A 25,980-nucleotide genomic window follows, 5' to 3' on the forward strand; every position below is an offset into this window, starting at 1 on the left:
CATGCTGTTTAGTGATTCTTTCTACTGATTTTATGAGAGGAAATGCAATATGGAAAACATCTCAAATGTTGGAGAACAAGTTTTAAATAATAAAAACAATAAAATATTAGTAATGGCTGGATTGATGATTGGAATCATTTTTTCTGAGCTTGATGAAACGGTTGTAAATACAGCCATGCCAACGATTATACGTGATCTTGGCGGATTATCTATGTATGGCTGGGTTGCAGGCATCTATATGCTAGCGCTATCTGCTTTTATGCCTATACTAGGTAAATTAGCCGATTTATTTAGTCGAAAAAAAGTCTACTTCGCTTCTATGGCTTTCTTTATTGGAGGCTCCATTATATGTGGGCTTTCTCATTCCATGATTATGCTTTTAATTGGACGAGGAATTCAAGGACTTGGCGCGGGTGGCTTAATGCCATTAGCCATGACGATTTCGAGTGATTTGTTCCCTGTTGAACAACGAGCAAAAGTTCAAGCGTTTATGGGTCCAGTTATGTTTATCCCTATGCTTTTAGGGCCGTTAATGGGCGGCTTTTTTGTAGATCAAGCAAGCTGGCATTGGATTTTCTTCGTAAATATTCCTGTAGGATTAATAGCAGTCATTTTTTTAGCAAGTGGGTTAAAAGAAACACACGAAAGAAAAAAAGTAAAGATTGATTGGGCAGGAGCCGTTCTTCTGGTAGCCGCAATCATTTCGTTATTAATTACGCCTGTTTTAGTCGAGAATGAAGGATATGCGTGGAGCTCTCCATTCATCATTTCGCTACTATGTGTAGGCGTACTTTTAATTGGATTTTTCATTTGGGTAGAATCAAAAGTGGTTGAACCTATCGTACCGCTGCATCTATTTAAAAATCGTAATATTTTAGTATTATCACTGCTTGTTTTTACTGTAGGCTGTGGATTAATGGGATCATTCTCATCTTTCCCTTACTTTGCACAGAACGTATTAGGCCTTACCCCTACTGAATCTGGGTATTTAACCTTGCCCATGATGGTAGGTGCTGTTGCAACTTCAATTGTTTCTGGGTTTCTATTAACAAAAGTTCGGTACCGCGAATTGTTTGTGATTTCTTTCATTATGCCTGTTATCGGCTTTTATTTATTTTCTAAATTAAATATTAGTACCACTACCCTGCAGGTTATCGTTTTCTTTTTCATCACCGGTCTTGGCTTAGGCGTCATGTTTGGGGGGGATAACTTAATTGTTCAAGAATCCGTAGAAAAAGAACACAAAGGAATTGCATTAGCAACCGTTCCATTGTTTCAGTCTATTGGCGCAACTGTGGGCGTAAGTGTGTTTGGTACGCTATTATCTTCCACACTTACTTCAAAGCTAAGTAGTTTAGGCGATGAATTGCCAAAAAGCATGGCGGATAATATGAATAGCCTGGCAGCAGGAGGAATTCCAAACGGTATTACTCCAGAATTATTTATAAAAATCAAAGTTTTATTTATTGAATCATTTCAGCATATCTATACTTACGCATTTGTACTTACAATCATTTCCTTTATTTTATGCTTCTTTCTAAAAAAAGAAGTGCTATCTTCAAAACCAGAAGAGGAATAAAAGAGATTCATACTTTAGTCAAAAGTTTATTTGTACAACGATGGTTCCCAAAAATGAAAAAGCCAATTCGAATTTAACACGAATTGGCTTTTTTTATTAATAGATTAAAGATTTTACTTTAGTTATTTCAGAGTCATATTACTATCAGCTGTACTCTTGATTGTTCTTTCTTTTTCTTAAATAGATTTATTCGCACTCTCTTTCTTAAAGACTCCTATTAACAGCGTAACCAGTCCTATTAAAAAGAAAAACGGAAACAATAACATCATTAATGAAACTCCTGCAAAACCTTCTTCCTGGCTAATCACAAACAAAATTGAAACGGCCCATGAAAAGAACGGAGCTATGATTAATATAGTTGTTGTTCCCCACACTATATATTTTCTTTTAGCCGATTTTCCTTGGCTTAGTCCGCTTGCAAACATCAGACCTAATACTAAAACAAGTAATGCAACTCCAATTGCCATATCATCCCCACCTTGAGCAGCCGTTTAGTTTTCACTTTATAGCGTTTTCTTTTTCGCCTCTTGAACGGAAATGAATACACTTGTAATAACGAGTAAGATCAAACCTTCTCCGATAATTATTAAACCTTTTATTTGACTGTCTAGAGCATCAAACCCGCTTATTTTGGCAAAAGCGTAAAGAAGTAAAAATGAACCGAATAATATAGAACAAATGAAAGAACAAGGGCAACTATTCTTTTGTTAAACGCAATACTTATAAAAAAAATTACCGTAAATACGATACTAATGGCTATACAATTATTAAGAATGAACGACATAAGCATCCCCTTAAATACCTTTTTATTTCATTAATCTTACTCAAACCTAAACCCAATCCCACCGTCTACAATAATGTTTTGCCCTGTAACAAAAGAAGCGTCATCAGAAAGAAGCCACTTTACTGCTTTTGCCGCCTCAAGCGGATCACCAATTCTGCCTAGCGCGTTTAGCTTTTGATAGGATTCATTGAGCTTTACTTTTTCCTCTGAAGATAAATCTGAAAACCTTTCTTCTAACATAGGCGTACGAAATGCACCTGGGCAAAAAGAGTTAATTCTTATATGTTGATGACCATATTCTTGAGCAACTGATTTCGTTAAAGCGATCACACCGCTTTTCCCAGCCGCATATACACCAGTCCCCGCTGAGCACAAAATAGCGTCCATTGACGATGTATTCACAATAACACCTCTGTTTTGTTTGGTCATGACCTGCAGCTGATATTTCATACAAAGCCATACACTTTTTAACGTAATGTTGATCAAATGGTCAAAGTCTTCTTCTTTGAATTCGTGTGTAGCATTAAAGGAAGCCTCTGTGTTAGCCGCATTGTTAAAGCCCACATCGATTTTTCCAAATGTAGAGTATGTTTGGCTAACAAGGTTTTTGACATCTTGACTATTCGTTACATCGGTTTTGATAAAAAGAGATCGAGGAGACCACTTTCTTAATCTAGAAAGAGCTTCTTCTCCTTTTTCACTGTTTCTAGAGGCAATGACAACATGCATGCCCTCTTTTGCGAGTAATTCCGCTGTTGCTAAACCAATCCCCGACGTTCCACCCGTAATAATCCCTACTTTTTCTTCAAACATATAGTTTTCCCCTTTTGCGTTTAATAAGATCTCAACAAATTAAATTCACCAGCATTAGTCATAAGAGTTATTCAGCTTTGGATAGATTAATACCTGCTTCGAAATTCTAAAAAGAGAGTGAGACCACAACTAAAGCAATTCAATCTAAAGGCGAGCGAATTGGACAAAGGAGCTAGTATAGGTCACTTGCTACACCGCTGTTGATTTCCTTGCAAGGCTTCGCTTTCCGCGGGCGGCCGGTGAGCCTCCTCGTCACTTACGTTCCTGCGGGGTCTCACCTATTCCGCTTTTCCCGCAGGAGTCTTCGCCTTGCCCTCCAATCAACCGCTAGAAGCACCCACCCACATAAACGAAACCTAGGTTCATCACAACAACAAAAAATCCGAACGAGTTTGATTCTCCATCAAGAATCTCCATTCATCGTTCAGATTTTTCTTTAACTAAAATACTGTTGTTGCAGTCTCTTTTGACTAGCTACTAATCTGATGTTGAGAAACAGATAAAGTAGCTTTTCGATTCCATAAATAAAAGGCGTATCCGCTTAAAAATAAAAGCAGCGCGTAATTAATAAGTAAAGAATCGTTAGCGTCAACAGGGCTTGTAAACTGGAGAAAATTGTTTAAGCCGTGGAATACAATCATAATTCCAATCGATTGACCATTAACGATCAGCAAAGCCAGCACCAACCCAATCACAAATGCAAATAAAATTTGAAAAATTGTATTTGCTACCGATTGACCGCTTAGCATATTCAAACTGTGCGTAAAGGCAAATAGGAACGACGATAGAAGAACCGCTACTTTATAGCTTTTTGATAGCAGCAGATTAAGGATAAATCCTCTAAATACCATCTCTTCTACAAATGCTATGACTAGAGTTTGGGTAAGCAAAATAAGAACAAGATCAGCAATGGAACTTCCGTGTGCACCTTTGTTATCAATGAGGATAATAAGCAAATACAAAAGAAGCGGAGAAAGAAACAGGATTCTCGTTTTAAAGACCCGTTTTGTTGAAAGGAGAAAAAATGCGGCCACTTTTTTGTTTTTGTTAGATAAAATGCTATTCCAATCGCCAAAGGGAAGATTCCTAAAAACTGAAGATAATGTGTAGCAGGATGCGTCATGCTCACGTATGCACCGTTTACCACAAACCAAAAGATAACTAAGATTTCTAGGCCAATAACTTTCCACAAAAGCTTTGACTTGATCATCACTACGTCACCTTCCTGCTTTAGGTTTCATTGATAACCTATACTATTCGTTTTAAGGATTTTATATGTTTTCACCCTTTTATCCTTGTTCATAAAAATCCTTTTTGACATCTTGCAAAAGTTTTAAAATACCTTTATAAAAACAAGCAATTAGCATTCCGGCGATATTGGATGCCATCGTAATTGTAAGATTGCCGATAACCAGGCTAAGTAAAGTACCAAGAAACATAATACCTATTCCAATATAAAAACCTGGGTGAAACATTTCATCGTCGTCTTCTTTTTCTTCTTCACAAATGTTTATGCTGTTTTGTAATGCAATATCGTTTTTAATAAATTCATCAATGGTCGTCTCGTAGATGTCCCCTAACTTTAAAAGATGCTGAATGTCAGGATAGCTCTGATTATTTTCCCACTTATGTATGTGTTGTACAGATACACCCACTTGCTTAGCAACCTCTTCTTCAGATATCTTTTTTTCTTCTCTTAATTTTTGCAACTGATTTCCTAACCTCAACTCATTCACCTCTATAACTATGGCAGCGTGTAAACAAAATTTGCTTGCACTACGTTTTCTCGTTTTCTACAATTCTAACATATTGTGGTAAAAAAGAAAGAAACAGTTAATGAGGCGCATACCAAAACCTACAACGGCAGTGATAAAAAATAGTGAGAATTCTCATGTGTAAAAAATGAAAGAATGCACTTTTATCTTCATCCTTTTATTGTTTATACTAAATAGTGGATTGTACGAACATAAAAATGAAAAAGGAGGCCAAATTACGATGGAAATGCTATTTATTTATATATTGGTTATCGCTCTTATTGGATTCATTATTTGGAGAAGGGTTAAAAGGAGACATAGACCCATTAAAAGGAATGGACTTGGTATATTAGCTCCTATTTTGTTCATATTGATTGCATTTTCACTTAGTCTAAGTCAGCTGATGCACATACCGGGCCAGCCCTTTCACTTACCACCCTACTGGGAAATGCTGATTGCTGGTGTATTAGGTGTTATATTCGGACTCATTATGCTTAGCCAAACAGACTATGAGGTAAGAGAAGACGGCTTCATTTACTCAAAGCCAAATAAAAATTTTAAATATGTGATTATCGCCATTATTTTTATAAGAATGGCCTTGAGCCAGTACTTTAAAGGCTTAGACTCCATAGACTTCGCGGTCTTAACGATGACACTAGCTTTTATGTATATTGTCATTTGGAGAGTTGGCAGCTATTTAAAATTCCGTAAACTAAATGGTGATAGCTACAGTGTAAATGCTGGGTAATCATCAATATGACTAGTCCTTCTTCCTGTTTGGAAAGAAGGATTTTTTGTCATGGGGAGTAAAAGGCCCGCCTGTTGTGTAAGACAATACGTATGTTGTATAATGCAATATGTGTTTTTTATAGCAGTAGTCTATATATAAAAATAAAACAGATTAAATTAAAAATGTACCTGATCAACCGCTGTTTAATTTACAGGTAGATTATGAAAGGAATTACACTATGACATTTATCAATTCTGTAACAGGCCCAGTCAACGCGTCAGAACTAGGGCTAACGTTAATCCATGAACATATGCGCGTTCGTTCTGAATCTGTTCACGCACAGTTTCCTCATTTATATGATGAAAAACAAGAAGTGGCAAAGGCAGTGGAACAAGTAAATCGCGTGAAGAAACTCGGAGTCAAAACAATCTGTGATCCTACGGTGATGGAACAAGGACGAGATATTCGTTTTATTGAAAAAATTGCCCGTGAAACGGACACTCAAATCATCGCAGCTACGGGAATTTATACGTATAACTACATCCCTACCCATTTTCAAACTCGTAGCATTGACTATATGGCAGATCTGTTTGTTCGAGACATCGAAGTCGGCATTCAAAACACGTCGATTAAAGCCGGCTTTCTAAAATGCGCTACAGATGCACCTGGCGTAACGGCGGATGTAGAAAAAGTAATGCGTGCCGTGGCACGCGCTCATAAAAAAACGGGCGTGCCGATTATGACTCATTCACATCCTGCAAGCGGCACAGGCTTAAAGCAGCTGGACATCTTACTCGATGAAGGCGCTAATCCAAATCAAATTCTGATTGGACATACGGGTGATACGGATAACCTCGAGTATATTTCAAACATTTTAAAGCAAGGTGCCTTTATTGGTATGGACCGCTACGGCCTGACAAGAGAATGTTCAGCTGAAAATAGAAATGAAACGGTCATTGAATTAGCTAAACAAGGCTATTCAAACCGCATGTTTCTATCACAAGACTACTGCTGTACAATGGACTGGTTTCCAGAAGGCGTGATTGAAGAACGTTTTCCAAAATGGTCGATGAGCTTTGTATTAGAAGAAGTCGTGCCGGAATTAAAAAGAAAAGGCGTAACCGAACAGCAGATTCAGCATATGCTTTTTGATAACGCCCGCTGTTGGTTTGAAGGAAAATAATTGAGATAGTCTTTTTCATTACTACTAAAACCCCCACTGTCTAAGCCTGCAGTGGGGGTTTTTCCGCGTATTATTTTATATGATTATATTAACCAGTTTTTCTTAATAGCTTTTGTTTTTCTTGACTCTTTTTCACTATAAAATGTACACCACATAAGCATAATCCGACGCCTATTCCAACTGTTAGGTTTGTAAATACCGTTAGCGAAAATGTCGTAAGTAAAACCAATGAATGAAATGATTTTTCTTTTATCACTTTTGCAAACTGTTCTTTTTTACTTATATTCCATGCCACGACCATCAAAACTGGCGCGAGACTGGCAAGTGCCACGTATGAAGCGTACGGAGCGAGCACTAGCAGCACAATCAACACAAAGATAGCGTGCGTGATCCCTGCAATTGGAGACGAAGCTCCGTTTTTAATATTGGTAACAGTTCTTGCAATCTCTCCTGCCGCGGGAATACCTGAAAACATCGGCGTTACCATGTTTACGATTCCCTGGCCAATCAGTTCTTTTTTGCTGCTGTGCTTTGATTTTGTCATTTCATCTGCAACGCGAGCTGTCAGTAAAGATTGTAACCCTACAAGTATAGCAATGACAAATGCAGAAGGTAAAAGAGTTACCACCCTCTCCACTGTTATATCTGGAAACGCTGGCGCCGGGAAATGACGAGGTATCTCTCCGTAAATGGAACCAATGGTTTCAAACTGATTTGCAAAGAAAAAAGATGCTAAGCCCGTTGAGACAATAATTCCGAGTAAATAAGACATTCCCAGCGACTTAGGCGAAAAGTAAAGAACAATTAAAATCGTAGCTAAGCACAATCCTGCTGTAGCGATACTATAGATGTTGATGAAGTGTAAATTACCAAAGATCTCTTTTATATTCAAATGAAAAAACTGAAATTTGTCAATCGCGTGCAGCCCAAGGAAGTTTGGGATCTGCCCGCTAAAGATAATCAGCGCAATTCCCGACTGAAATCCTACAATAATAGAGGACGGAAAATACTTGATTAAAGCTCCTACTTTACATAGCGCAAAGATAATGAGGAGAATTCCGGACATAAAGCCGGCAATTAATAAGTTTTCATAACCATATTGCAACACAATCCCTAATAAAACAGGAACAAACGCACCGGTAGGTCCCGCGATTTGAAACCTACATCCACCTAAAATAGCAATTAGCAAGCCCGCTACAATCGTTGTATAAAGTCCTGTAACAGGCGATATTCCAGAAGCTATCGCAAATCCTAACCCTAAAGGTATAGCTATAATGCCAACAACAATACCCGATAGTATATCTTTCTTCAAATGCTGCAAGGAGTAATTTCGAAAAACCTCTAGATTCATAAGTGTACATCAGCCTCCATTTTAAGTAGTGAGGTTACCCATTCGTATTTTCGTCATACAACCTTATTGAGCTTTCAACCATTCAAAATAAGGTGGGCTACTCGATTACTTTTATTTTAAAGGAGACAACTTACAAAAAAATAAAGGAGAAATTAGAAGTTTCTTAGCAAGTTATTAAAATTTCCTTAAAAATTCTTGCTATTTATTCTTTTAGTTATTTTTCAACTAAACTGCGCTTCTTAGTAATAAATAAAGCAAGAAATCTAAACAGGTGAAATCTACGTTCATCCTAACAAAAAAAACGAACCACCCATCAAGCATGTTGATCGAGGGTCCGTTTTTCACTTGAGTTAACATACGTTTGTCCCAGGCTCGTTTTTTTACTAATAAGATATATAATACCAATTCTTTTATACCTTTTTTATTTCTTCAAACTTCAGACCAAAATCGCCTGATGAAGGTTTAGGGTTGTTTGGGTCATAAACAAAGCCTGAGAAATGACCTAATATTCCAATATTTTTAAATAAAAGCACGGATGTCCCCTTTCCTTTGGTTTCTACTGCGACATCATCTCGACCTCTAGATACGCTCGCATACTCTTTAGTTAAATCAATAAGCGATGAGTTGTCGGGTTCATTGGGTAAAGGAATGAGCGATGGGTAGTTGGCTTCATCGGATTTCAAGGCGCCACTTTTTATTTTAGATGCACTTCTTCTCTCTTCTGTTGATGGAGTTTAAAGTTTATGTCTAAATTAAGTTGCTCAAACGGAATAAAGAACCACAGCACCACGGTTATCACTTGAATAGCCAGTGGCAGCCATTTTCTACTGCTAAACAGATAAATTCCTGTCCACAGCGTTAGTAGTAAAAAGAAAGGAATGACAAAGAATAACCATATATATGGACTTACGTATTTCCCTATACAATTATCTAAATCCCATTGAAACAGTGACAATAAAAAAATGAACAAACTACTACATAACGATAAAAGCAAGTTTAAATGACGTTTCACACAATTCACTCTTTATAATTCATTATTTACTATAGTTCTATGAATCCGCTTTAAGAATTCTCTTATTATTCTAGAAAGCCCATTATTGGCATTATAAAAGTACCCAAAAGAATAAGTTTTATAATGCGGAGGAGCAAAGTTAACGACTACATATTGATCACTTCTAGATAAGCCGGCATCTGTTTTAAACGCATAGTCAAATCCTATATTTATTGCCGTATTATTTTCCAACGTATTACGAATTGTATCTACATTATTGGTAGTAAGCAAGATATCACATGGCAGTGAGCTAAAACCTTTCATAAATTCCTGAATATATTTGTCGTTATATAAAACAATGGGCTGGTTAATTAACATCTCTTCAGTAATGAGTGTTTGTTTGGCTAATGGCGACTTCTTATTTACTGCAGCTACCATATGACCATCTAATAACTTTTTAAATACCAAGTTCCGATACTTTTTTTCTTCTTTTTCTGTATAAGTAATAAACCCTACATCTACCTCCCCATCTAGAACTTTCTCTATAATGTACTCGGTGCTATTTTCATAGACGGAAGCCTTTATGTTCGGATATTCTCTTTTAATTTCTGTTATTAAGTGAACGAGAAGCTCCATTGGTCCTGGGTAGGTTGCAATCTTTATTTCACCATTCATTGTATTTGTATACGCTTCTGCTTCATCCATAAATTCTTGAATTTTCAATAAAGCAGAGTTGGCCTTTTCAATTAACCTATGACCTTCTTCAGTTGGAATAGATCCTCTTCTAGAACGATGAAAAATAATTATATTTAGTTCTTTCTCTAAATTTTTTATAGATTGGCTTAGTGCAGGCAACGTAATATGCAGGTTATCAGCTGCTTCTTTTAATGAACCAGTTTTACCTATTTCCACCATATATTTTAATTGTTCAATATTCATAATGCCCTCTTTTTCTTTTAGTTAAGTATTGCTTAACAATCGTTAATATTAACTAAATTTACCATAAGTATATCTGGTTGTATACTTATAGCTATAGTAAAAGAAATGACACAAGGAGATGTAGTATATGAAGGCGCTAAGATGGCATAATCAAAAAGATATTCGTCTTGAAGAAATAAATGAACCGGTTGTCCAGGCTGGTCAGGTGAAAATGAAAGTTAAATGGTGTGGAATTTGCGGTAGTGATTTACATGAATACTTAGGTGGTCCCATCTTTATTCCAGTTGATAGACCGCACCCTCTCACTAATGAGGTTGCTCCAGTGACGCTTGGACATGAATTCTCAGGTGAAGTAGTAGAGGTTGGAGAAGGTGTGACCCATTATAAAGTTGGTGATCGTGTGGTAGTTGAGCCAATCTTTGCTACACATGGACACCAAGGTGCTTATAACCTAGATGAACAAATGGGATTCTTAGGTTTAGCCGGAGGCGGTGGAGGTCTTAGTGAATATGTTGCAGTAGACGAAGAACTTTTATTCAAACTTCCAGACGATTTATCTTATGAACAAGGTGCTTTAGTAGAACCAGCGGCAGTAGCTCTTTATGCAGTACGTTCAAGTAAAGTAAAAGCAGGAGACAAAGTTGCTGTATTTGGATGTGGACCTATTGGACTTCTTGTCATTGAAGCGTTGAAAGCAGCAGGTGCAACTGATATTTATGCAGTTGAATTATCTCCGGAAAGACAAGCAAAAGCAGAACAATTAGGAGCAATCATCATTAATCCTGCTGAAGTTGAAGATACGGTAGCCGAAATTGCTAGATTAACTGAAGGTGGCGTAGATGTATCATTTGAAGTAACAGGCGTACCTATTGTATTACGTCAAGCAATCCAATCTACAGGAATTGGCGGAGAAACTATTATCGTTAGCATATGGGAAAAAGGAGCAGAAATTCTACCGAATGATATTGTAATTAAAGAACGAACTGTTAAAGGAATCATTGGCTATCGTAACGTGTTCCCAGCAGTATTGTCTCTTATGCAAAAAGGCTACTTCTCAGCCGAAAAATTAGTAACGAAAAAGATAGCCCTAGACGATGTAATTGAAGAAGGGTTTGAAAGCCTGATTAAAGAAAAAAACCAAGTTAAAATTTTGGTTAAATCGGAACAGCAATAAGAATCATCAACAATGAGGATTTCTCTAAGCCACTAATAGCAATTAGTGGCTTTTTATTTCTTTAATCGGGTCCAGCCGAGATATGTGTAAAATTTCCCTAACATAGTTTGACAGTTTAGAAGAATTAACAAGTAAACTACATAACGATGTCCATTGATTTAATTACATTTGAATCCATGAGACGCTTGGTTACCTGAATCCCATGGACTACAAAAAGTTGCCTAGTTTAGCGTTGACGTACCAATAGGTTAATTGATGAGGATCACACAGATATAAAATACACATGTCTGCTTTTTTTAAGCACCGTAGTAATACTTTAAAAAGTTTAAGATAGATAACAGGATAATCAAAATAACCAAAACTCCTCCAATACATATACCAATCGAAATAAACAGCGCCTGATTCATCTGAAGACTCGGATTTGCCTCTGCCTTACTATAAATGACAAAACACACAAAGCTTAAAAAAACCTATAGCTAAAGGAATGAGCGCGTGCCTGTACCATTTCATTGTATTAGCCTCCCCTCTTTTTCACCCCACCTAGCTTGATCGTGGCAGCATATGATTGATTTGTCAGCAATTAAGAGATGCACCGATTAATAGCACAATCCTGTTTAGGTAAAATGACTTCCCGTTATAGCGCTGGCTAAAAGAACGATTACGGCTAGCCCTCTCACCATATAGATTTGGCTTTCACTCAAAGGTTTCCCCTTGCTTTCACTTATAACAGAGTAAAAATAAAAAAGATAAAAAGAGAAAAGAAAACCCATACCTCCTGTCACAACTATGATTATTTCCAAATTATCACATATTCTTTTCCTTCTTTTCTTCTTGCTAAACACGTTTAGCCAAATAGTCAGCGGCGCCTCTCGAGAAAATACAACCCACCTTGAAATCATACAAAAATAAAAAAGGCGGGATTTCTCCTGCCTTTTTGCATATGTAATTCCTCTTCACTATGTCAACTCAGCGCTTTTAGCGAGCATAAAAGCAGAGATACTAAACAAAACAATCAATAAAGAAGCGGCATGTAACAGTAAAAAAAGAAATTTTTGGCCGCCTTTAATGAAGAACGAATAAATCATTCCTAGGATTGTTGCTAAGATTAAAAGTGCTGCTGCTATTTTAATTACTATAGCAAAGAAAGCTCCCGCAAATACAATTGACGGAATAAAACACGCTACAATAATGATATACAAAATCAGTGTAGCAATAAAAGCGGTTTTTGATACGTTTGAAGCCCGTTTAAACAAATTCCCCATATAATCTCCTTTCACATTTTAAAACTGCATCTTTTACTATAATACATGTGCTTAGAGGACACAATTAACTTTTGTAAAAATCCCCATAAGTTAAGCCTTATCCGCAATGATATCGGTTATATTTTTAAGATCTTGTTTGCTTAGTTTATCAAATGTTGTGGCTGTTTTTTGTTTGAATTATTTGTTGATAAATAGCCTTCCGGAACGCTTGGTAGTCTTTACTTCAAAATCAATTCACACTAAAATTCTCTCTTCCAGTAGATAGACAGCGCAATAAAGTAAGAAGCAATATACATCAACATTCCAAAGAGAGTATATAAGATAGGAACATGCAAAGAAGAAGCAACCGGTGAAAATCAGCTTCTTCCCAAGAATTAAATAGTTTCTTGAAAACATTTTTTAGCTGTCTTATGGTCAAAGAAACCGGCAGATTAATCGCGTCAAACACGACGCCAATATCTTCTTTAATCGTCGCATCTGTATTCAAATTGTCTTCACCAAATATTTCTACAGTTCCGCTATCTCTCGAAATTAATCCTAGTACTGCTTTAAACGTCGTAGATTTCCCCGCTCCGTTATCACCAATAAATCCCACAATCGATCCAGGAGGTACATTAAATGAAACATCTTTTAAAACCTCATTTTGGTCAAACGATTTTGCCATGTTTCTAACTTCTAAAAGATTTGTCATTTGCTCACTTCACTTTCTCTATTAGTAGTTAGGTGTAATCATAGAAAGTAACTGATTTAGTCATTTTGACGGCACACGAAATCACTTTTTTACAAAAAAATTACTATTAAATACCAATTATATCCAGTAAATTATAAAAAGTCGATGATAACATAAAGCTTTGCTTCCCCTTCGTTTGTTTTTTATGACCGTAATATGTATGACAACATCTACATATACTATTCTTTTCATATTCACTTATTGAAAGCACAAATAAAAAAAGGATCTGCTATATCAGATCCTTTTTTCTTCACTATAATTGATGACCCTGCTTTTTTTCTTTTTCACTTAATATGTAGTCGGTTATAAAACCGAGAATAAGTCCAAGGGCCACCGGTATCAAACCGCCTTTTGCTTCCATTTGAAAATTTTCCGATTCATTTACATAAATCCACTGAACTGACAGTAACGAAATATGAAATGTATTGCCTATAAAAAACAGAAGTGCTATGGTGCCAAATGTTACGCCGAATGAAATGATGTATTTCTTCACTATACTCCTCCTTCTATTTTCTGCAGGCACACATGCTTATGTATTGTTTGAAATATAGCTAGTTTAATAGCAGCATGCAAAAAGAATGCTGTCATAATCGCAAATGATACATACAGAAAAGCATCCAGTATAAACAATTCCATTTATTAACATTCTCATGGGTTATTGTATCATATTTTCCTTAATTTAGGTTAATTGATTTTATGACGCAGAATCTTCTAGCTCAGTAAATATACTCTACGAAGCTGATTTCCTTATAGGAACGTCAAAGAATAAGTTTCTTTTTGTACATATCATCTTACGTTTAATGAAACGACGCATAGAAAATATACAGAGACACATATAATTCTAAAAATTTCTACTTTTATTAGTAAAAAGGACATTATTCCTTTTTATGGTATAATCAAAAAAATATAATTTATAGGGAGTGAATTCGTTGGAAACTAACACAAAACCTCAAGTAAACACCAACTCTATTGTTTCTCTAACTCTAGGTATCCTGTCCATTTTTATTCCAATCATCGGGTTTATTACAGGTATTATTGGCATTATCTTCTACAAAAAAGCATCAAATCAAATAGCTGCTACCAATCAAAGCGGTAAAGGACTCGCAATCGCCGGGCTGATTTGCAGTATAGTAGGCGTAATTTCTCAGCTGTTCTTTGTATTAGGGATTATTACGTTTATGTTTGGCGGAACGACGGTGGACTATGAATAAAACAGGTAAATTAAAAATGTAAGAATATCGGGGTGTAGATAGGAGTATTAAAATTTCTACATGAAAGAATAAAAGCTTGATTTTCGACTATCCGAAGATCAAGCTCTTGAAATTTAAATGTTAACTGTGAATCATTGTTACTACAACTATAGCTTTTAATGTAAATTGAAAAGGAGAATAAAAAATTAGACCTATCGTTGAATCTAGAATAAAAGAAATAATGATTGTTCTACTTACTTTACTGCTAGTCATCTCTGTCTTGATTAACTGTTCTAGCTATTTTAATAGTACTGAAATAAAAACGTTGACCTCAAAGTGTTACGATAACAGCGGAGAAGCCATAGTAGAAATACATAATTCAATTACCAATGATTATTCTTTTGAATGTAAATAACTGAGTTAAAAAACAACTGGTCACTTAACAAGCTTACTTAAAAGAGGGCTAACGATTTAGCCCTCTTCTATACGTTTAAATATAGCTATATGAAGTCAATAACAAAGGAGTTTTTTATGAAACATGTTATATTAGGCATCTGCGTATTTTTCTATGCAGTACTATTAGAATATCTAAAATATAACTATGGTTTTAACCTTATAGGAAAGATGCTAATCCTGTCCGTTTTAACTGGAGTTACGTATAAAATTATCGAAAAGATATACGAAAATGGAGCTGCTACACCAAAGGATGAGGAGTAACGTTAAGTCAGCGTACTATTTTAATTGTTTCTGCAGCGTGCTTACTAAAGGTTATCTAAATGAGAATCTTTTTTAGTATCTTTTATGTATCTGCTATGAAAAAAGATTGCCGATGAAGATAATAAATCCTGTTACTAGAATTAATCCAGCACTAATTACCACCGTTAGAATACTTCTTAGAGCCGATGCCTAATTGTTTATTCCAAAGAACCCTGCAATGCCGACGAAAAATAGAATCATTGCTAAACAAAAATTTATATTAAATAACGCTGGGTGATTAAAAGCGATGAAAAAGAACACAACGCACAGTAACGCACACATAAATGACCAAAAGTTGATAATTCGTGCCACTTCAATTAAACTTCCTTTCCCTTTAAACTCTACATATTTAAAACCCTCTTAAATCATTTATTTCAAATCTGTTTTTAAACACTTCAAGAAAAAATCACAAACTTCGGTTTGAATAAACTGCTTATTCAAACTGCACAATAAATATTCTAGTTCAAATTCCTGATAAAAAATTTAAGCCACATACATTTTTAATTCTTCTAACGTAGGTGGTTCTGACGCATATAGTTTATTTAACCAAAGGTTAAATTGAGAGAACAGCTGATCATTTTGATACCATTCGAAAATTTCTTCACCTTTTATTCGACAGCTACACAAACCTAGTATTTTTAAGAATGCCTTCACTTGATTTTCTTCAAATTCATGATCAATCGCAAACATAAAAAAAGGGTGTTCCTCTGCGTTAATCATGTGCTTCATGAGACTCATTTGATATTTTAATAGCTTTACTTCTTTTACGACATCCAACTTCTTCCCATCTTTCTTTAAAAAATGATACTACTATACTCTGTGAATTTTACCATAATATAGTAGATCTAATAAACCGTTTATAAGAGTATGAATTTGTAATTAATGGAATAATGAGGTACATTATTATAAATGAGAATAATTTCATAAATTGAAAGTAAGGAGACATATGGGTTTATTCCGTACATTAAGCCTTTTTTGTAAATATCAGTGCGGTTAACCTATAGCTCTTATCCAAAAGTTATAGGCTAACCAACTTATTTAACCACCACTACAAATTGTTTATCTTCAAATGTAAACATCTCCCCTAATTCATAGATATACTTCTTTTTATCTAATTGATAATGCTTTCCAAAATACAGCGTTTTTAAGTTAATACTCGTATCTAGACTTGAATCTTTTTCTTCCGCTTCATCTCCGTCCAAGCACGAATATAATTCAATGTAACACCCCTCTATAAGTTGTTCTTCAATATATGTAAAAAGCTCTCTCATTGATTTAGAATGTGCATCACAAGATAATTCGTAGATATATGGCAAGGTGAATACACGCTTTATATCGCTGTACCCGTCAGTTAAGCGATTGATACGAATACCGTACGCATCTTCTTCTTTTTCATAAATTGTAATCGGCTTATCTTTCTTTTGATTTCGATTAAAAAGAGAAACTTCGGGTAAAGGCACCAGCGTTTCTTTTGTGCCAAAACTTCCTGTAGGCAATTCATAGGGAGATCCTATATAGTGATGTACGGTCATATTCGTCACTTCGCTTTCTCTTTACTTTTGTAAAATGATATTATTCTATCGCTCTCACTAAGATTACATACAAATACAAGAAAAATATGTATAATAAAACCAGGAGGTGACAACATGAAGAAACTACTGCCTTTTCTATTTTTAGCCGCTCTTTATTTGTATGACTCTTCATACAATCATACTGCTTTTTTACATAAACCGGTTGTTTCTGCGTTTTTATATGCAGCTGCTATTTTAATTTGTGCATTATTATTTATAAATGTAAAAAAAGATCGAGCTGTTTAAGCAAGGAGAATACTATGAGCTATAAAATTGTATTTTTTGACGTGGACGGAACCCTTACGCACCACGAAAACGGGACTATCTCCGCTAAAACTCGAGAAATTGTAAAAAGCCTAAAAATTAAAGGATTAAAAGTCGTAGCCGCAACAGGCAGGCCTTTATCTCTCTGTGAAGAAATTAGAGAATTAGGTATAGATACGCTTATTACCGCAAACGGAGCGTTTACTGTACATAATGAAGAAGTCATTCATAAGCTGTCTATGGATAAGCACGTTACGCGTGAAGTCTTTGAATACGCGGCATTAGAAAATCACGGTCTTTCATTTTATACAAAAGAGCTCAGCATGAACGGTGTCAAAGATGATAATATTTTAAAAGCACTGAAGGAAACGCTATCTCTCAGTGATTATCCTCGAATGAATGAGCGTATTTATGATGAAGATATTTATTTAATGTGCTTGTATGCCGATGACAAAACCGCCAAGCAGTATACACAGCGATTTCCTCATTTACTATTTAAGAGATGGCACCCTTTTGTCGTAAGTGTTCTTCAAGAAGAAATTACAAAATCAGTAGCTATTGTGAAGGTTTTAAACTATTTTAACATCGATCAATCCGAGGCTATCGCATTCGGAGACGGAGAAAATGATATTGATATGATCGAGTTAGCCGGCCTTGGAATTGCGATGGGCAACGGATCTGATAAATTGAAAAGCCTCGCAGATTTTGTAACGAAAAAATCGGGTGAAGATGGAATTGAATTTGCTCTAAAAAAATTCAAAGTCTTATAGAAAAACAGCACGCTTGGATAAGTCATCTAAGCGTGCTGTTTTTTTATCTCCATAAATGCTTCAGGGTGTAAAGCCTCGGATTGAATGACAATCGCCGTCATGCCGGTTTCACTTCCCGATGTATGCCATTCTCCTTTTCCCCACAGTGCTGCTTCTCCACGTCTAATGGGTATTCGTTTTCGATTCTCTCCTGTTACCCACCCTTCACCTTCAACTACGATAAATAGCTGAGCTATAGGCGCTTCGTGATATCCTACCGTTCCTTCTCCTTCTATATACATATAACCGATAGTAGCTGCTTCGTTTGCTTGTGCCATTTTTACGTAAGTAGCTAAATGCGACTGATATTTTTCTACTTTTTCGCCATGTTTTTTACTAAATTTATAGATTTTCAATGTGCACCTCTTCTTTGTTCATTACGATTTCTTATTTATTTTTACTGCGTTTAAGATACTCAGGCGGAGACACAGACTCAACAAATAAAGCACCGTCTAGCTGATCGCGTGGTACAAATAAAGTTGGCATAGTACCACTTTCTAAAAAGATCGTTTTAGTAAATATCCATTTGTTGTCTGAGTTTTTTTCAAGCTGTGAGAAATCAGTAAATAAAGCCGGTGACTGCACTTGATGCATATAGTCCTCTAGACTTTTTTTAGGCGGCTTCTCTATTTTATAAGGCTGCCCTGTATCCGTATGTATTTCACCTTCATACATAAATAAGCCTAAGTAATAAGACTGTTCTTTTATTTTATTGGAGACAATTGCTCCTAGAGGTTCAAATCCCGTAAACGTTTTGTATTGTTTAAAGATATGAAGGTTATGGGCCCAAATAATAATTTTCTCGTCAGGGTACAGCTCCTGGCAAACCCACTCTAGATTTTCTTTCATTCTTTTTTCTCTTACTTTTTTATACGTTCGATGATTATGGTGAATATGGTTAATAAAATATAAGCGATTTTGCAGGCATCGAATAATCATTTTAACCTTACATACAAGCTCTTGATTTTCAAGATACAAAACGTATTCTGCATGTAGATAAGCTTCTAAGTCCGCTATTACTGCATTTACTTTTTCTTTAAACCCTTCAAACTCACGTAGCATTTCTGCTGGGACTTTTTTTCTTCTCGCTTTATATTGCCCTAGCTGGTAGTACCATTTATATATACTTAATTCAATGTATTCTATCTTTTCTATCACGTCTTCAGACATTCCGGGACTCAGCTGCTGAACAAATTTTACGAAAAGATCAGGATTAGAAGAAGGGTTACTATCTATTCCTATTAAACTTAAATCTGATTTCTTCATTAGCTGAAACAAAGACAGATTTTCTTTTGTTGCCCATAAAGAATAAACGGCGTTTTTTAAAAAGTCTTCATCTGTAAACTCTTCCTTTAACTCATTAGCGCTGCAGCATTCAGCTAATCCGCTTTCAAATGCCAGTACGGTAAAATTCATTTCTCTATGTAGAAATTCTATTATTTTTGACTTCATCATATTATGTTCTCTTATGTTATGACCGTTTTCCCCTAACCACACAATTCTCTTATCTTTTACGATATGCCGGAGAAATTCAAACTCTTGCGGCGTACATTCAGTTGGTTTGCTTAAATGGATTGAGTTTTCAGATAGCCATTCTATAGAGTTTAAATACTTCTCTTTTCCTCTAAAAAAAATTCCCATCTCTATCCCCCTTCACTGTGTTACCTATTACTTCCATTTTACTAAAATACAGCTAACACTTCACTATTTATGTCCGGTAACTAATCAACAGCAAAAAGACCTTATAGATACCCCTATAAGGTCTTGTCTTTCTAGAGTTCTAGATCAACTCATCCCGCTCAGCTTTCTCCAAACGTTCTTTGACTATTTTTTTAAACGCATGAGGATCATCTACCCGAATGGCGACCTGCTGGTATTTCTTTTTGATTCCCATAAAAAGCGTTGCTTCGATTGGAGATTTTAGTTTTAGTAAAAGATCGGGATGCACAGTTTCAAAATCGCGTGCGATAAATTCAATCGTGGTGCTGGGTATTTTTTGTTCGAGGATGTGAGTGTCTTCTACTATCTCAGCAATATCTCTAAATGGTATTTCCATACGCTTAGCTAAACCAAATGAAATGTATAGACGATCATCATCGACTCGTAAAGGGTTAAGCCTTAATGCTTGAATGTCTCCTATGAAGAAAACAATGCTGTAAATATTCAGAATCAGTAAAATAGTCGATAGAATCATAGACGTATTGTGCAGCACCCAGTGAAGCCCTAATGTTTCAATGACAATGGCGTGAATAATCATAATTTGAAACGTGATAAAACTTGAGCGTTTATAAAGAGTAAACGTATTCCCTCCAGTACTCGGCTGTTTCTTCCACGTTCCAAACGCATAGTAAAACATCAGCATTTCTGAACAAAGGATGTGTATAAACGTTTGGTTGGGAAACTTTTCGTTTACAGCACGCGAAAAGGAAAATAAAAGCGGTAAAGAGCTTGATTTGATCCTTTTCAAAATAGGCGGTACATTTTTAACTAGCATAAACAGCAGTGAAAGTTCAAATAAAATGAGTACTCCTTCTATGCCAACACCTAGCCACATAACCGACTGAAAAGAAGCCAAATATTCACTCGGAATGATAAAACGTGCAGCAATAAGGCCTGTAGCCATTAATACAATAAAATATTTCACGCTGAACCTACGCTGCCAGGCTAGAAATAAGAGCGGAGCCACAAGGCTTAAGTCTAAAATAGAACCTACTACTACTCCGTTGAGATCAGCAGGCAAAGACTGAAGTCCAAAAGAAGAGTGGTACAACACGTAATTTGAACTTATGACTAACAGCAGTAAAAAAAGAGCAACAAAAGAAACTGTTTTTTTATGAAGAACCACACAACTCACCTCACTTTTAGTTGGTGAAACACAAAAATTCCTGTTACTTCCATTTTACCAATGGAGTTGATTTAAGTCACTTTATAACATGACTTTGTGTTATAAAATCCATTTAAAGATATCCAATCTTCTATAGAGATTCTTATATACAAATAATTTACAATGTAAAAAGAGTTTGACATTTTTGGAACTGATGATACAATGATAATGTAAAACACTTTTTACATTTTTAACAAGGAGGAGTAAGAATGGATTGGGTTAAAATTGTGTATTCATTCATCCTGTTAGCTTGCGGAATTTTGATTTTTATTTCATCATCTTCGCGAAAAGGTGACGAAAGAAAGAAGTTTATCAACACGAAGGCTCAATCGTATTCATTTATGATCGTTATTGGTGTACTAATTTTAGATGTTGTAGAGTCCATTTATCGGACTTTTCAAGGGAAAAGTTCTTATAATGGCAATGGCATTTCCCCGCTAGTTTTTCTAACGACGATTTCAGTTGTATATTTAATAACGTTTCTCACGTACAGAAAAAAATACGGTGATTAAATGAAAGATCACAAGTAAGAAATAAAGAAGTTCAGCTCATCTTTCCTGATGAAACGATAAATATAGCCTTACTTTATAATTAGCTTTTAATACAGCCTCTAGATGAAGACAGTAGATGAGCTTGTTATAAGTGTTTTTTTAAAAGTAATAACTAGACCTCCTACTGAGGTTTTTTTTATGCACTCTTAAAATAAAACATCTCCCGTAGCTAAAGTCAGGAGATGATATCATAAACGTTGAGTTCATTAGGGTTTGTTTACTCTCTATTCCGTTTCTCAAGTAATTCAACAATTCTATCGTTTTGTTTAACAATCGTTCTTAGCTTTGCTTCTAGTGAACACAAAGTGATAAAAACGGCCATAAACCCCATAACAGCTAAAAATATAGCGGCTGCTCATCCTTTTTAAACAAACAACCATGTACGCCCTACATCTCAAAAAAGCTATGTCTTTCCACTTTGCACACTCTAAGCGAAAACGTTTGATACCATTCTGTTTTCCCTTTGTGCTGTGCTGCGCGGTGGGCTGAATTTTCTTTCCACATTCTTATTGATTCTAAGGAATCCCAGTATGAAACGGTAATGCCCAAATCTCGATCTCTGGCACTTTCTATTCCTAAAAAGCCTTTTTGTTTAGATGCAAGCTCCACCATTTTGTCTGCCATGATTCCATAACCCTTCTCGCCTTCTGTTCTTTCAGAAGCAAAAATAACGGCATAATAAGGCGGTTCGGGGGTTTTAGCGATTCCATCCATATTGATTTCCTCCTTTAGAAGTCAAATTAACAGTAAAAAAGTATAAGTGTATGGTTGTTTGTTTGTTTTTCTTTTAACACCATTTTTACAAATTCCATTATAATACTTTTTTTAGTTTATCTACACAGAATGTAACATTTAATAGTATATAAAGATAAATATTCCATTTTTATGATATAGTTTTTATATGTAAGTAATAAACAAATAGAAATGGAGTTTCAACATGAGGAACATAAGCAAGGTAACAATAGGAACCATTACAATAGCTTTAGCGCTGGGGTTAATGGGATGCAGCCACACACGCTCAAACAATGAAAGCATAGATGGAAGCGAGGCAAAAAAAGCGCTGGCCATAGAGCTGAAATTTCTGCAAAACGAGTGTGAACGCTTAATCAATAGGGATGGAAAGACAGACGATAAAACGTTTCAAAGCTATAAAAATGATTTTAACCTGCTTTCTGCGTCTGTTAATAGTACGTCAAAAATAGAAACACAAAGTGATAGAGAATTAAAAAAAAGCATAGCCCAATTAAAAAGAGATGTAGATGATTTAACAGAAAAAGAGTATGTACAATCCTATAAAAGATTTAATTCAAGCAAGACTATCTATGAAGTTACGCTCATGAACAATATGCATGACGTTATAGATGCAACAAAAACTTGGGAAGGAAGCAATAACGTGTCAGATTCATTTGATGATAAGCACTTCCATTCTTCTGAAGCACAAATAAAAAAAGATATGGGGCCTGCGATTGATCATATTAACACCGTATCTAAATATAAAATAGAGCTTATGCAAGACGAAATCCAAAAGCATCGCGATAGTTTCACCAAGCTGCAGCTCGAACAATTAAAAAAAACGACTCATAATTTTAATTTATCTCTCAACGATCAAATTAAATCGATTCAATTCTATAAGCCTATAAGTGGAGATTACAATGTAAGCAGAAACTTTAGCTATGCTTCCTATGATAAATATACGAATGCCTGTGTATACATCACCGACTTTGAATCTAATTTAGGAATTGCTAAGGCAGATGAGTTTTAAGAAAACACTAATGCTCAAGATGATAATTTTTCAAAAAAGTCTCTCTAAAAGCAATGTTTTAGGGAGACTTTTTACTGTATCCATTACAAGCACTAATTCTTTATATCTTCTAACGCTCTATAAGCATTTGCTTCTCCTGAACCAAATAAAGCGTCATGTCCTTTTTTTCCATAGTCAAAAGCTGTTTGCTTAATACGCGCTGTTACTTGAGCGGGTTTATACTCAGGATGAGCGGCTTTAAGAACTCCTGCAATCCCAGCTACTTGAGGAGTTGCCATGGAAGTACCGGCGTTTAACTCATAGGAAGTCCCTAAATACGTAGGCCATGTACTCAGAATTAAATTGCTTGGATCAGCTGCTGCAGGATCATTAGTTTTTGCATATTTCTCTCCAAAATCTCCTCCTGGAGCCGCCACATCAATGGCGCTGTTTCCATAGTTAGAGTAGAAAGCAAGCTGCTGAGTAGACCATTTTGTAGAAGCTGAGACATTAATCACTCCTGGCATTTGTGCCGGTACAACAGTTACGGGCCCTTTGACACTTATTCCATACGGTTCATACAAGGTATTTAAAAAGTCATTTACTTCCTTTTTATTATCCAAATTCAAACTTTCATTTCCGCTACCGGCTACAACCGTTACGCCATTTTTCACGGCGTACTGAATGGCTCTTTTCCAAAGCAGTGTTTCAGCAATTGATTTATAGCTTTCTCCTTCAATAGTCATTTTGTTATTATTATAGAAACGAAGAGACATATTAATAACATCGACTTTATCATTGGTTGCGGCAATAATTCCGTCTATAATCCAAGCAGGCATTCCAAGAGCTTGCTCTGAGTACAGGACGCGATAAGAACGTATTCCGAGTTCTGGTCCTACTCCTTTTACTTTTCCGTTCGCTCCGATGATCCCTGCAACATGCGTACCGTGTCCATTACGATCTTTTATATCTGCGGGATTCCCAGTTTCAGATTCATCCATTCCAGCCGGAACAAGATTACGTCCACCTAGTATATTATTTTTCAAATCAGGATGAGATGCATCAATACCCGTATCAATTACTCCCACCACTGCTTTATGAGTTGTACTACCGTCTTTATTTTTATATCCGCCTGTTTCTACATCATAAGATTTTCCGCCATTTGTCACTCGTTGAATATCCCACTGAGAGTCCCAATAATTCTCTGCATTCTGTGAGCTGATCATATTAGACTGATAGTTATAAGGACTACCTGATGTTTTTTCCAAGCTTAGAGGAATTTCCCTGTTAGCAGCTTCGATCGAAGAATTCCCTTTTAAATTATTAAGAAAAGAAGCCTGTTCAGATTGAGCTTCTATTCCTCCTACTTCAGGAAGCGCTTTAGTCACTTTGCCACCAGCTTTTTGAATAATCTCTTGATAGTTGTCTGGCAATCCATTTTTAAAAGCGATTGTGTATGTGTTACTTATCTTTTGATCTTGACTCTTAGCTTGAGTAGGAACTCCGCCAACGGCAAATATTCCTGCTCCTACTGCAAGTGAAAGCACCGTATGTAGAATTTTCTTTTGCATATGTCTCCTCCTATATATGGAAATATTTATCATATACTATCTTATTACATACTCTTTTAAATTCCAAGTTTTTCTAATAGATTACAATTATTCAAAATAAGAATAGGGTTATATTTCACAAACAATAACCAAAATAAGGATTTTAAAAGAGTTTTACAGCTCATTTATCGCATAAAGGAACCTTATTATTTGATACATCAACTAATAAAGAGTAAAGTTTTTCTATAATAAAGGTTAAAAGCGAAAGGATGAGTAACATGTTTAAAGACGGTTATGTAAAAGTGAATGATATAAACCTCCATTACGTGACAAAAGGTGAAGGCGAACTTATGCTGTTTTTACACGGATTCCCTTACTTTTGGTATACGTGGCACCATCAGTTAGAAGAGTTTTCGAAAGATTACCGCGTGGTAGCTGTAGATATGCGAGGCTATAACTTATCAGATAAGCCGGAAGAAATTTCTGCTTACAGCATGCCTCACTTAATGGAAGATGTAAAACAGTTAATTGAAGCATTTGGTGAAAAAGAGTGTGTGGTAGTAGCACACGATTGGGGCGGCGCTGTTGCATGGGCATTTGCTTATACATATCCGCAGTATGTCAAAAAATTAGTCATGTTTGATGCACCGCACCCTTATACCTTTATAAGAGAGCTTGCTGAAAATCCTGCTCAACGAGAAGCAAGCAGCTATATGAGCTTTTTCCAACAGCCAAACTCTCAGGATGAGCTACTCGCGAATAATAGTGAAAAATTAAGAAACATGCTGACGGAGCCCGGCATTAAAAAAGGCTATTTAACTAAAGAAGAAGAAGCTAAATATGTAGAGGCGTGGAATCAGCCAAATGCAATGAAATCAATGCTTAACTACTATCGTGCGTCTTCCCTTTACCCATTTGAAGAGCGCGTTCATAAACCTGTAGCACTGCCGCATAAAGTATTCCACTCTCCGACTTTAATTGTATGGGGAAATGCAGATGAAGCGTTTGAAAACAGTAATTTAGACGGAATTGAAGAGTACGTTCCAAACATAACGATTCATCGCTTAGACGGTGTAGGACATGCACCTCAACATGAACAGCCCCAAAAAGTGAATGAATTTATGAGAGATTTCTTACGCAAATAAAATAAAAAAAGACTGCAGAATACGGTATACAGCCGCTCTGCAGTCTTTTTTATGAATGATAAAAGCTAGTTAGATCTATTTTTTACATTATTGGTTTATTTTTCAACGTTTTAACAAGTGTATACCGGGTATAAATTTCACTGTACAGATGCAGTCCCCCCAAAGGAACATGTACATTTCTTTCTTACTTACCCTTTTTTGAACTCTTCTTTTGGAGGGTTCTTTTTTT

29 protein-coding genes and 1 pseudogene are annotated in these 25,980 nt (G+C 35.8%); 11 read left to right on the forward strand and 19 right to left on the reverse strand.

Annotation, left to right across the window (positions count from 1 at the left end; all coding sequences use genetic code 11):
* Positions 1-49: 49 nt before the first annotated feature.
* Complete coding sequence (locus SB717_RS24540) at positions 50-1,579, forward strand: MDR family MFS transporter (protein ID WP_410905007.1); 1,530 nt, start codon at positions 50-52, stop codon at positions 1,577-1,579.
* A 176-nt stretch (positions 1,580-1,755) separates the two neighbouring features.
* Here the strand turns inward: SB717_RS24540 and SB717_RS24545 are convergent, their stop codons facing one another.
* The 4 genes from SB717_RS24545 to SB717_RS24560 all read right to left on the reverse strand — a co-directional run bounded on the left by SB717_RS24545 (position 1,756) and on the right by SB717_RS24560 (position 4,903).
* Entirely contained in the window at positions 1,756-2,046 is a 291-nt protein-coding gene (locus SB717_RS24545; protein WP_410905009.1) for a hypothetical protein, read from the reverse strand.
* 353 nt (positions 2,047-2,399) lie between these two features.
* Positions 2,400-3,176: an SDR family NAD(P)-dependent oxidoreductase gene (locus tag SB717_RS24550; RefSeq protein WP_410905011.1), complete on the reverse strand. Its 777-nt coding sequence runs from the start codon at positions 3,174-3,176 to the stop codon at positions 2,400-2,402.
* Positions 3,177-3,646: 470 nt separating this feature from the next.
* On the reverse strand, positions 3,647-4,210 hold the full coding sequence (locus SB717_RS24555; protein WP_410905013.1) for a CPBP family intramembrane glutamic endopeptidase: 564 nt from the start codon (positions 4,208-4,210) through the stop codon (positions 3,647-3,649).
* Positions 4,211-4,465: 255 nt separating this feature from the next.
* The gene (locus SB717_RS24560) at positions 4,466-4,903 is read right to left on the reverse strand and encodes a helix-turn-helix domain-containing protein (RefSeq protein ID WP_410905015.1); all 438 of its coding nucleotides are present in this window, start codon (positions 4,901-4,903) and stop codon (positions 4,466-4,468) included.
* Positions 4,904-5,171: 268 nt separating this feature from the next.
* Here SB717_RS24560 and SB717_RS24565 point away from each other — a divergent pair, with 268 nt between their 5' ends.
* Both SB717_RS24565 and SB717_RS24570 read left to right on the forward strand, forming a co-directional pair.
* Complete coding sequence (locus SB717_RS24565) at positions 5,172-5,678, forward strand: CcdC protein domain-containing protein (RefSeq protein WP_029714153.1); 507 nt, start codon at positions 5,172-5,174, stop codon at positions 5,676-5,678.
* A 220-nt stretch (positions 5,679-5,898) separates the two neighbouring features.
* Positions 5,899-6,843: a phosphotriesterase family protein gene (locus SB717_RS24570; protein ID WP_410905017.1), complete on the forward strand. Its 945-nt coding sequence runs from the start codon at positions 5,899-5,901 to the stop codon at positions 6,841-6,843.
* A gap of 88 nt (positions 6,844-6,931) precedes the next feature.
* On the opposite strand, the gene SB717_RS24575 is transcribed toward SB717_RS24570, so the two are convergent.
* The 4 genes from SB717_RS24575 to SB717_RS24590 all read right to left on the reverse strand — a co-directional run bounded on the left by SB717_RS24575 (position 6,932) and on the right by SB717_RS24590 (position 10,124).
* The gene (locus SB717_RS24575) at positions 6,932-8,194 is read right to left on the reverse strand and encodes a SulP family inorganic anion transporter (RefSeq protein ID WP_074679713.1); all 1,263 of its coding nucleotides are present in this window, start codon (positions 8,192-8,194) and stop codon (positions 6,932-6,934) included.
* Positions 8,195-8,604: 410 nt separating this feature from the next.
* Positions 8,605-8,877: a hypothetical protein gene (locus SB717_RS24580; protein ID WP_234483794.1), complete on the reverse strand. Its 273-nt coding sequence runs from the start codon at positions 8,875-8,877 to the stop codon at positions 8,605-8,607.
* An 11-nt stretch (positions 8,878-8,888) separates the two neighbouring features.
* Positions 8,889-9,206 carry a hypothetical protein gene (locus SB717_RS24585; protein WP_312036107.1) on the reverse strand — a complete coding sequence of 106 codons (318 nt, stop codon included), beginning with the start codon at positions 9,204-9,206 and terminating at the stop codon, positions 8,889-8,891.
* Between the two features lie 12 nt (positions 9,207-9,218).
* Positions 9,219-10,124 carry a LysR family transcriptional regulator gene (locus SB717_RS24590; RefSeq protein ID WP_074679711.1) on the reverse strand — a complete coding sequence of 302 codons (906 nt, stop codon included), beginning with the start codon at positions 10,122-10,124 and terminating at the stop codon, positions 9,219-9,221.
* Between the two features lie 127 nt (positions 10,125-10,251).
* On the opposite strand from SB717_RS24590, the gene SB717_RS24595 reads away from it, so the two are divergent.
* Positions 10,252-11,298, forward strand: a complete 1,047-nt coding sequence (locus tag SB717_RS24595; RefSeq protein ID WP_410905020.1) for a 2,3-butanediol dehydrogenase — start codon at positions 10,252-10,254, stop codon at positions 11,296-11,298.
* A gap of 956 nt (positions 11,299-12,254) precedes the next feature.
* Here the strand turns inward: SB717_RS24595 and SB717_RS24600 are convergent.
* The 4 genes and pseudogenes from SB717_RS24600 to SB717_RS24615 form a co-directional block, all read right to left on the reverse strand.
* Positions 12,255-12,560: a hypothetical protein gene (locus SB717_RS24600; protein ID WP_029714145.1), complete on the reverse strand. Its 306-nt coding sequence runs from the start codon at positions 12,558-12,560 to the stop codon at positions 12,255-12,257.
* 340 nt (positions 12,561-12,900) lie between these two features.
* Positions 12,901-13,251, reverse strand: a pseudogene (locus SB717_RS24605) (ATP-binding cassette domain-containing protein); the annotation flags it as partial.
* Between the two features lie 292 nt (positions 13,252-13,543).
* A complete protein-coding gene (locus tag SB717_RS24610; RefSeq protein ID WP_410905022.1) occupies positions 13,544-13,783 on the reverse strand; it encodes a hypothetical protein in 240 nt (79 codons plus the stop codon).
* On the reverse strand, positions 13,783-13,926 hold the full coding sequence (locus tag SB717_RS24615) for a hypothetical protein (protein ID WP_410905024.1): 144 nt from the start codon (positions 13,924-13,926) through the stop codon (positions 13,783-13,785). The genes SB717_RS24610 and SB717_RS24615 overlap by 1 nt, the downstream gene beginning before the upstream one ends.
* Positions 13,927-14,219: 293 nt before the next feature.
* Between SB717_RS24615 and SB717_RS24620 the strand changes: the two genes are divergently transcribed.
* Both SB717_RS24620 and SB717_RS24625 read left to right on the forward strand, forming a co-directional pair.
* On the forward strand, positions 14,220-14,501 hold the full coding sequence (locus tag SB717_RS24620; protein ID WP_271993311.1) for a DUF4190 domain-containing protein: 282 nt from the start codon (positions 14,220-14,222) through the stop codon (positions 14,499-14,501).
* Between the two features lie 510 nt (positions 14,502-15,011).
* Positions 15,012-15,197, forward strand: a complete 186-nt coding sequence (locus SB717_RS24625) for a hypothetical protein (protein WP_410905026.1) — start codon at positions 15,012-15,014, stop codon at positions 15,195-15,197.
* A gap of 522 nt (positions 15,198-15,719) precedes the next feature.
* Here the strand turns inward: SB717_RS24625 and SB717_RS24630 are convergent.
* Together SB717_RS24630 and SB717_RS24635 are read right to left on the reverse strand one after the other, a co-directional pair.
* A complete protein-coding gene (locus tag SB717_RS24630) occupies positions 15,720-16,013 on the reverse strand; it encodes a DUF1878 family protein (protein WP_410905028.1) in 294 nt (97 codons plus the stop codon).
* A 257-nt stretch (positions 16,014-16,270) separates the two neighbouring features.
* Entirely contained in the window at positions 16,271-16,768 is a 498-nt protein-coding gene (locus SB717_RS24635) for a hypothetical protein (RefSeq protein WP_410905104.1), read from the reverse strand.
* A gap of 114 nt (positions 16,769-16,882) precedes the next feature.
* On the opposite strand from SB717_RS24635, the gene SB717_RS24640 reads away from it, so the two are divergent.
* Together SB717_RS24640 and SB717_RS24645 are read left to right on the forward strand one after the other, a co-directional pair.
* Positions 16,883-17,053, forward strand: a complete 171-nt coding sequence (locus SB717_RS24640; protein WP_186326202.1) for a hypothetical protein — start codon at positions 16,883-16,885, stop codon at positions 17,051-17,053.
* Positions 17,054-17,067: 14 nt separating this feature from the next.
* The gene (locus SB717_RS24645) at positions 17,068-17,841 is read left to right on the forward strand and encodes a Cof-type HAD-IIB family hydrolase (protein WP_410905030.1); all 774 of its coding nucleotides are present in this window, start codon (positions 17,068-17,070) and stop codon (positions 17,839-17,841) included.
* A gap of 26 nt (positions 17,842-17,867) precedes the next feature.
* Here the strand turns inward: SB717_RS24645 and SB717_RS24650 are convergent, their stop codons facing one another.
* From SB717_RS24650 to SB717_RS24660, 3 genes are all read right to left on the reverse strand, one after another.
* Positions 17,868-18,236, reverse strand: a complete 369-nt coding sequence (locus tag SB717_RS24650; RefSeq protein ID WP_251460645.1) for a cupin domain-containing protein — start codon at positions 18,234-18,236, stop codon at positions 17,868-17,870.
* A gap of 31 nt (positions 18,237-18,267) precedes the next feature.
* Complete coding sequence (locus SB717_RS24655; protein ID WP_410905033.1) at positions 18,268-19,521, reverse strand: erythromycin esterase family protein; 1,254 nt, start codon at positions 19,519-19,521, stop codon at positions 18,268-18,270.
* Positions 19,522-19,660: 139 nt separating this feature from the next.
* Positions 19,661-20,725 carry a beta-carotene 15,15'-monooxygenase gene (locus SB717_RS24660; protein ID WP_410905035.1) on the reverse strand — a complete coding sequence of 355 codons (1,065 nt, stop codon included), beginning with the start codon at positions 20,723-20,725 and terminating at the stop codon, positions 19,661-19,663.
* Between the two features lie 248 nt (positions 20,726-20,973).
* On the opposite strand from SB717_RS24660, the gene SB717_RS24665 reads away from it, so the two are divergent.
* On the forward strand, positions 20,974-21,276 hold the full coding sequence (locus tag SB717_RS24665; RefSeq protein WP_410905037.1) for a hypothetical protein: 303 nt from the start codon (positions 20,974-20,976) through the stop codon (positions 21,274-21,276).
* 426 nt (positions 21,277-21,702) lie between these two features.
* Here SB717_RS24665 and SB717_RS24670 read toward each other — a convergent pair whose 3' ends face one another.
* Positions 21,703-22,029, reverse strand: coding sequence for an antibiotic biosynthesis monooxygenase family protein (locus tag SB717_RS24670; RefSeq protein ID WP_029714136.1), 327 nt, complete (start codon positions 22,027-22,029; stop codon positions 21,703-21,705).
* A gap of 223 nt (positions 22,030-22,252) precedes the next feature.
* Here SB717_RS24670 and SB717_RS24675 point away from each other — a divergent pair, with 223 nt between their 5' ends.
* Positions 22,253-23,077 carry a hypothetical protein gene (locus tag SB717_RS24675; protein ID WP_410905039.1) on the forward strand — a complete coding sequence of 275 codons (825 nt, stop codon included), beginning with the start codon at positions 22,253-22,255 and terminating at the stop codon, positions 23,075-23,077.
* Between the two features lie 92 nt (positions 23,078-23,169).
* Here SB717_RS24675 and SB717_RS24680 read toward each other — a convergent pair whose 3' ends face one another.
* Positions 23,170-24,627: a S8 family serine peptidase gene (locus SB717_RS24680; RefSeq protein WP_410905041.1), complete on the reverse strand. Its 1,458-nt coding sequence runs from the start codon at positions 24,625-24,627 to the stop codon at positions 23,170-23,172.
* 257 nt (positions 24,628-24,884) lie between these two features.
* On the opposite strand from SB717_RS24680, the gene SB717_RS24685 reads away from it, so the two are divergent.
* Positions 24,885-25,751, forward strand: coding sequence for an alpha/beta fold hydrolase (locus SB717_RS24685; RefSeq protein WP_410905043.1), 867 nt, complete (start codon positions 24,885-24,887; stop codon positions 25,749-25,751).
* Positions 25,752-25,980: the final 229 nt, after the last annotated feature.

It is taken from the genome of Priestia sp. SIMBA_032, from assembly GCF_046535215.1.
GTDB lineage: Bacteria > Bacillota > Bacilli > Bacillales > Bacillaceae_H > Priestia > Priestia aryabhattai.

Bases quoted from the DNA above. Each gene is read 5' to 3' on its own strand.
- SB717_RS24540 (WP_410905007.1), top strand. From the start codon at position 50: ATGGAAAACATCTCAAATGTTGGAGAACAAGTTTTAAATAATAAAAAC.
- SB717_RS24545 (WP_410905009.1), bottom strand. From the start codon at position 2,046: ATGGCAATTGGAGTTGCATTACTTGTTTTAGTATTAGGTCTGATGTTT.
- SB717_RS24550 (WP_410905011.1), bottom strand. From the start codon at position 3,176: ATGTTTGAAGAAAAAGTAGGGATTATTACGGGTGGAACGTCGGGGATT.
- SB717_RS24565 (WP_029714153.1), top strand. From the start codon at position 5,172: ATGGAAATGCTATTTATTTATATATTGGTTATCGCTCTTATTGGATTC.
- SB717_RS24570 (WP_410905017.1), top strand. From the start codon at position 5,899: ATGACATTTATCAATTCTGTAACAGGCCCAGTCAACGCGTCAGAACTA.
- SB717_RS24575 (WP_074679713.1), bottom strand. From the start codon at position 8,194: ATGAATCTAGAGGTTTTTCGAAATTACTCCTTGCAGCATTTGAAGAAA.
- SB717_RS24590 (WP_074679711.1), bottom strand. From the start codon at position 10,124: ATGAATATTGAACAATTAAAATATATGGTGGAAATAGGTAAAACTGGT.
- SB717_RS24595 (WP_410905020.1), top strand. From the start codon at position 10,252: ATGAAGGCGCTAAGATGGCATAATCAAAAAGATATTCGTCTTGAAGAA.
- SB717_RS24600 (WP_029714145.1), bottom strand. From the start codon at position 12,560: ATGGGGAATTTGTTTAAACGGGCTTCAAACGTATCAAAAACCGCTTTT.
- SB717_RS24615 (WP_410905024.1), bottom strand. From the start codon at position 13,926: ATGGAATTGTTTATACTGGATGCTTTTCTGTATGTATCATTTGCGATT.
- SB717_RS24625 (WP_410905026.1), top strand. From the start codon at position 15,012: ATGAAACATGTTATATTAGGCATCTGCGTATTTTTCTATGCAGTACTA.
- SB717_RS24635 (WP_410905104.1), bottom strand. From the start codon at position 16,768: ATGACCGTACATCACTATATAGGATCTCCCTATGAATTGCCTACAGGA.
- SB717_RS24640 (WP_186326202.1), top strand. From the start codon at position 16,883: ATGAAGAAACTACTGCCTTTTCTATTTTTAGCCGCTCTTTATTTGTAT.
- SB717_RS24645 (WP_410905030.1), top strand. From the start codon at position 17,068: ATGAGCTATAAAATTGTATTTTTTGACGTGGACGGAACCCTTACGCAC.
- SB717_RS24655 (WP_410905033.1), bottom strand. From the start codon at position 19,521: ATGGGAATTTTTTTTAGAGGAAAAGAGAAGTATTTAAACTCTATAGAA.
- SB717_RS24665 (WP_410905037.1), top strand. From the start codon at position 20,974: ATGGATTGGGTTAAAATTGTGTATTCATTCATCCTGTTAGCTTGCGGA.
- SB717_RS24670 (WP_029714136.1), bottom strand. From the start codon at position 22,029: ATGGATGGAATCGCTAAAACCCCCGAACCGCCTTATTATGCCGTTATT.
- SB717_RS24675 (WP_410905039.1), top strand. From the start codon at position 22,253: ATGAGGAACATAAGCAAGGTAACAATAGGAACCATTACAATAGCTTTA.
- SB717_RS24680 (WP_410905041.1), bottom strand. From the start codon at position 24,627: ATGCAAAAGAAAATTCTACATACGGTGCTTTCACTTGCAGTAGGAGCA.
- SB717_RS24685 (WP_410905043.1), top strand. From the start codon at position 24,885: ATGTTTAAAGACGGTTATGTAAAAGTGAATGATATAAACCTCCATTAC.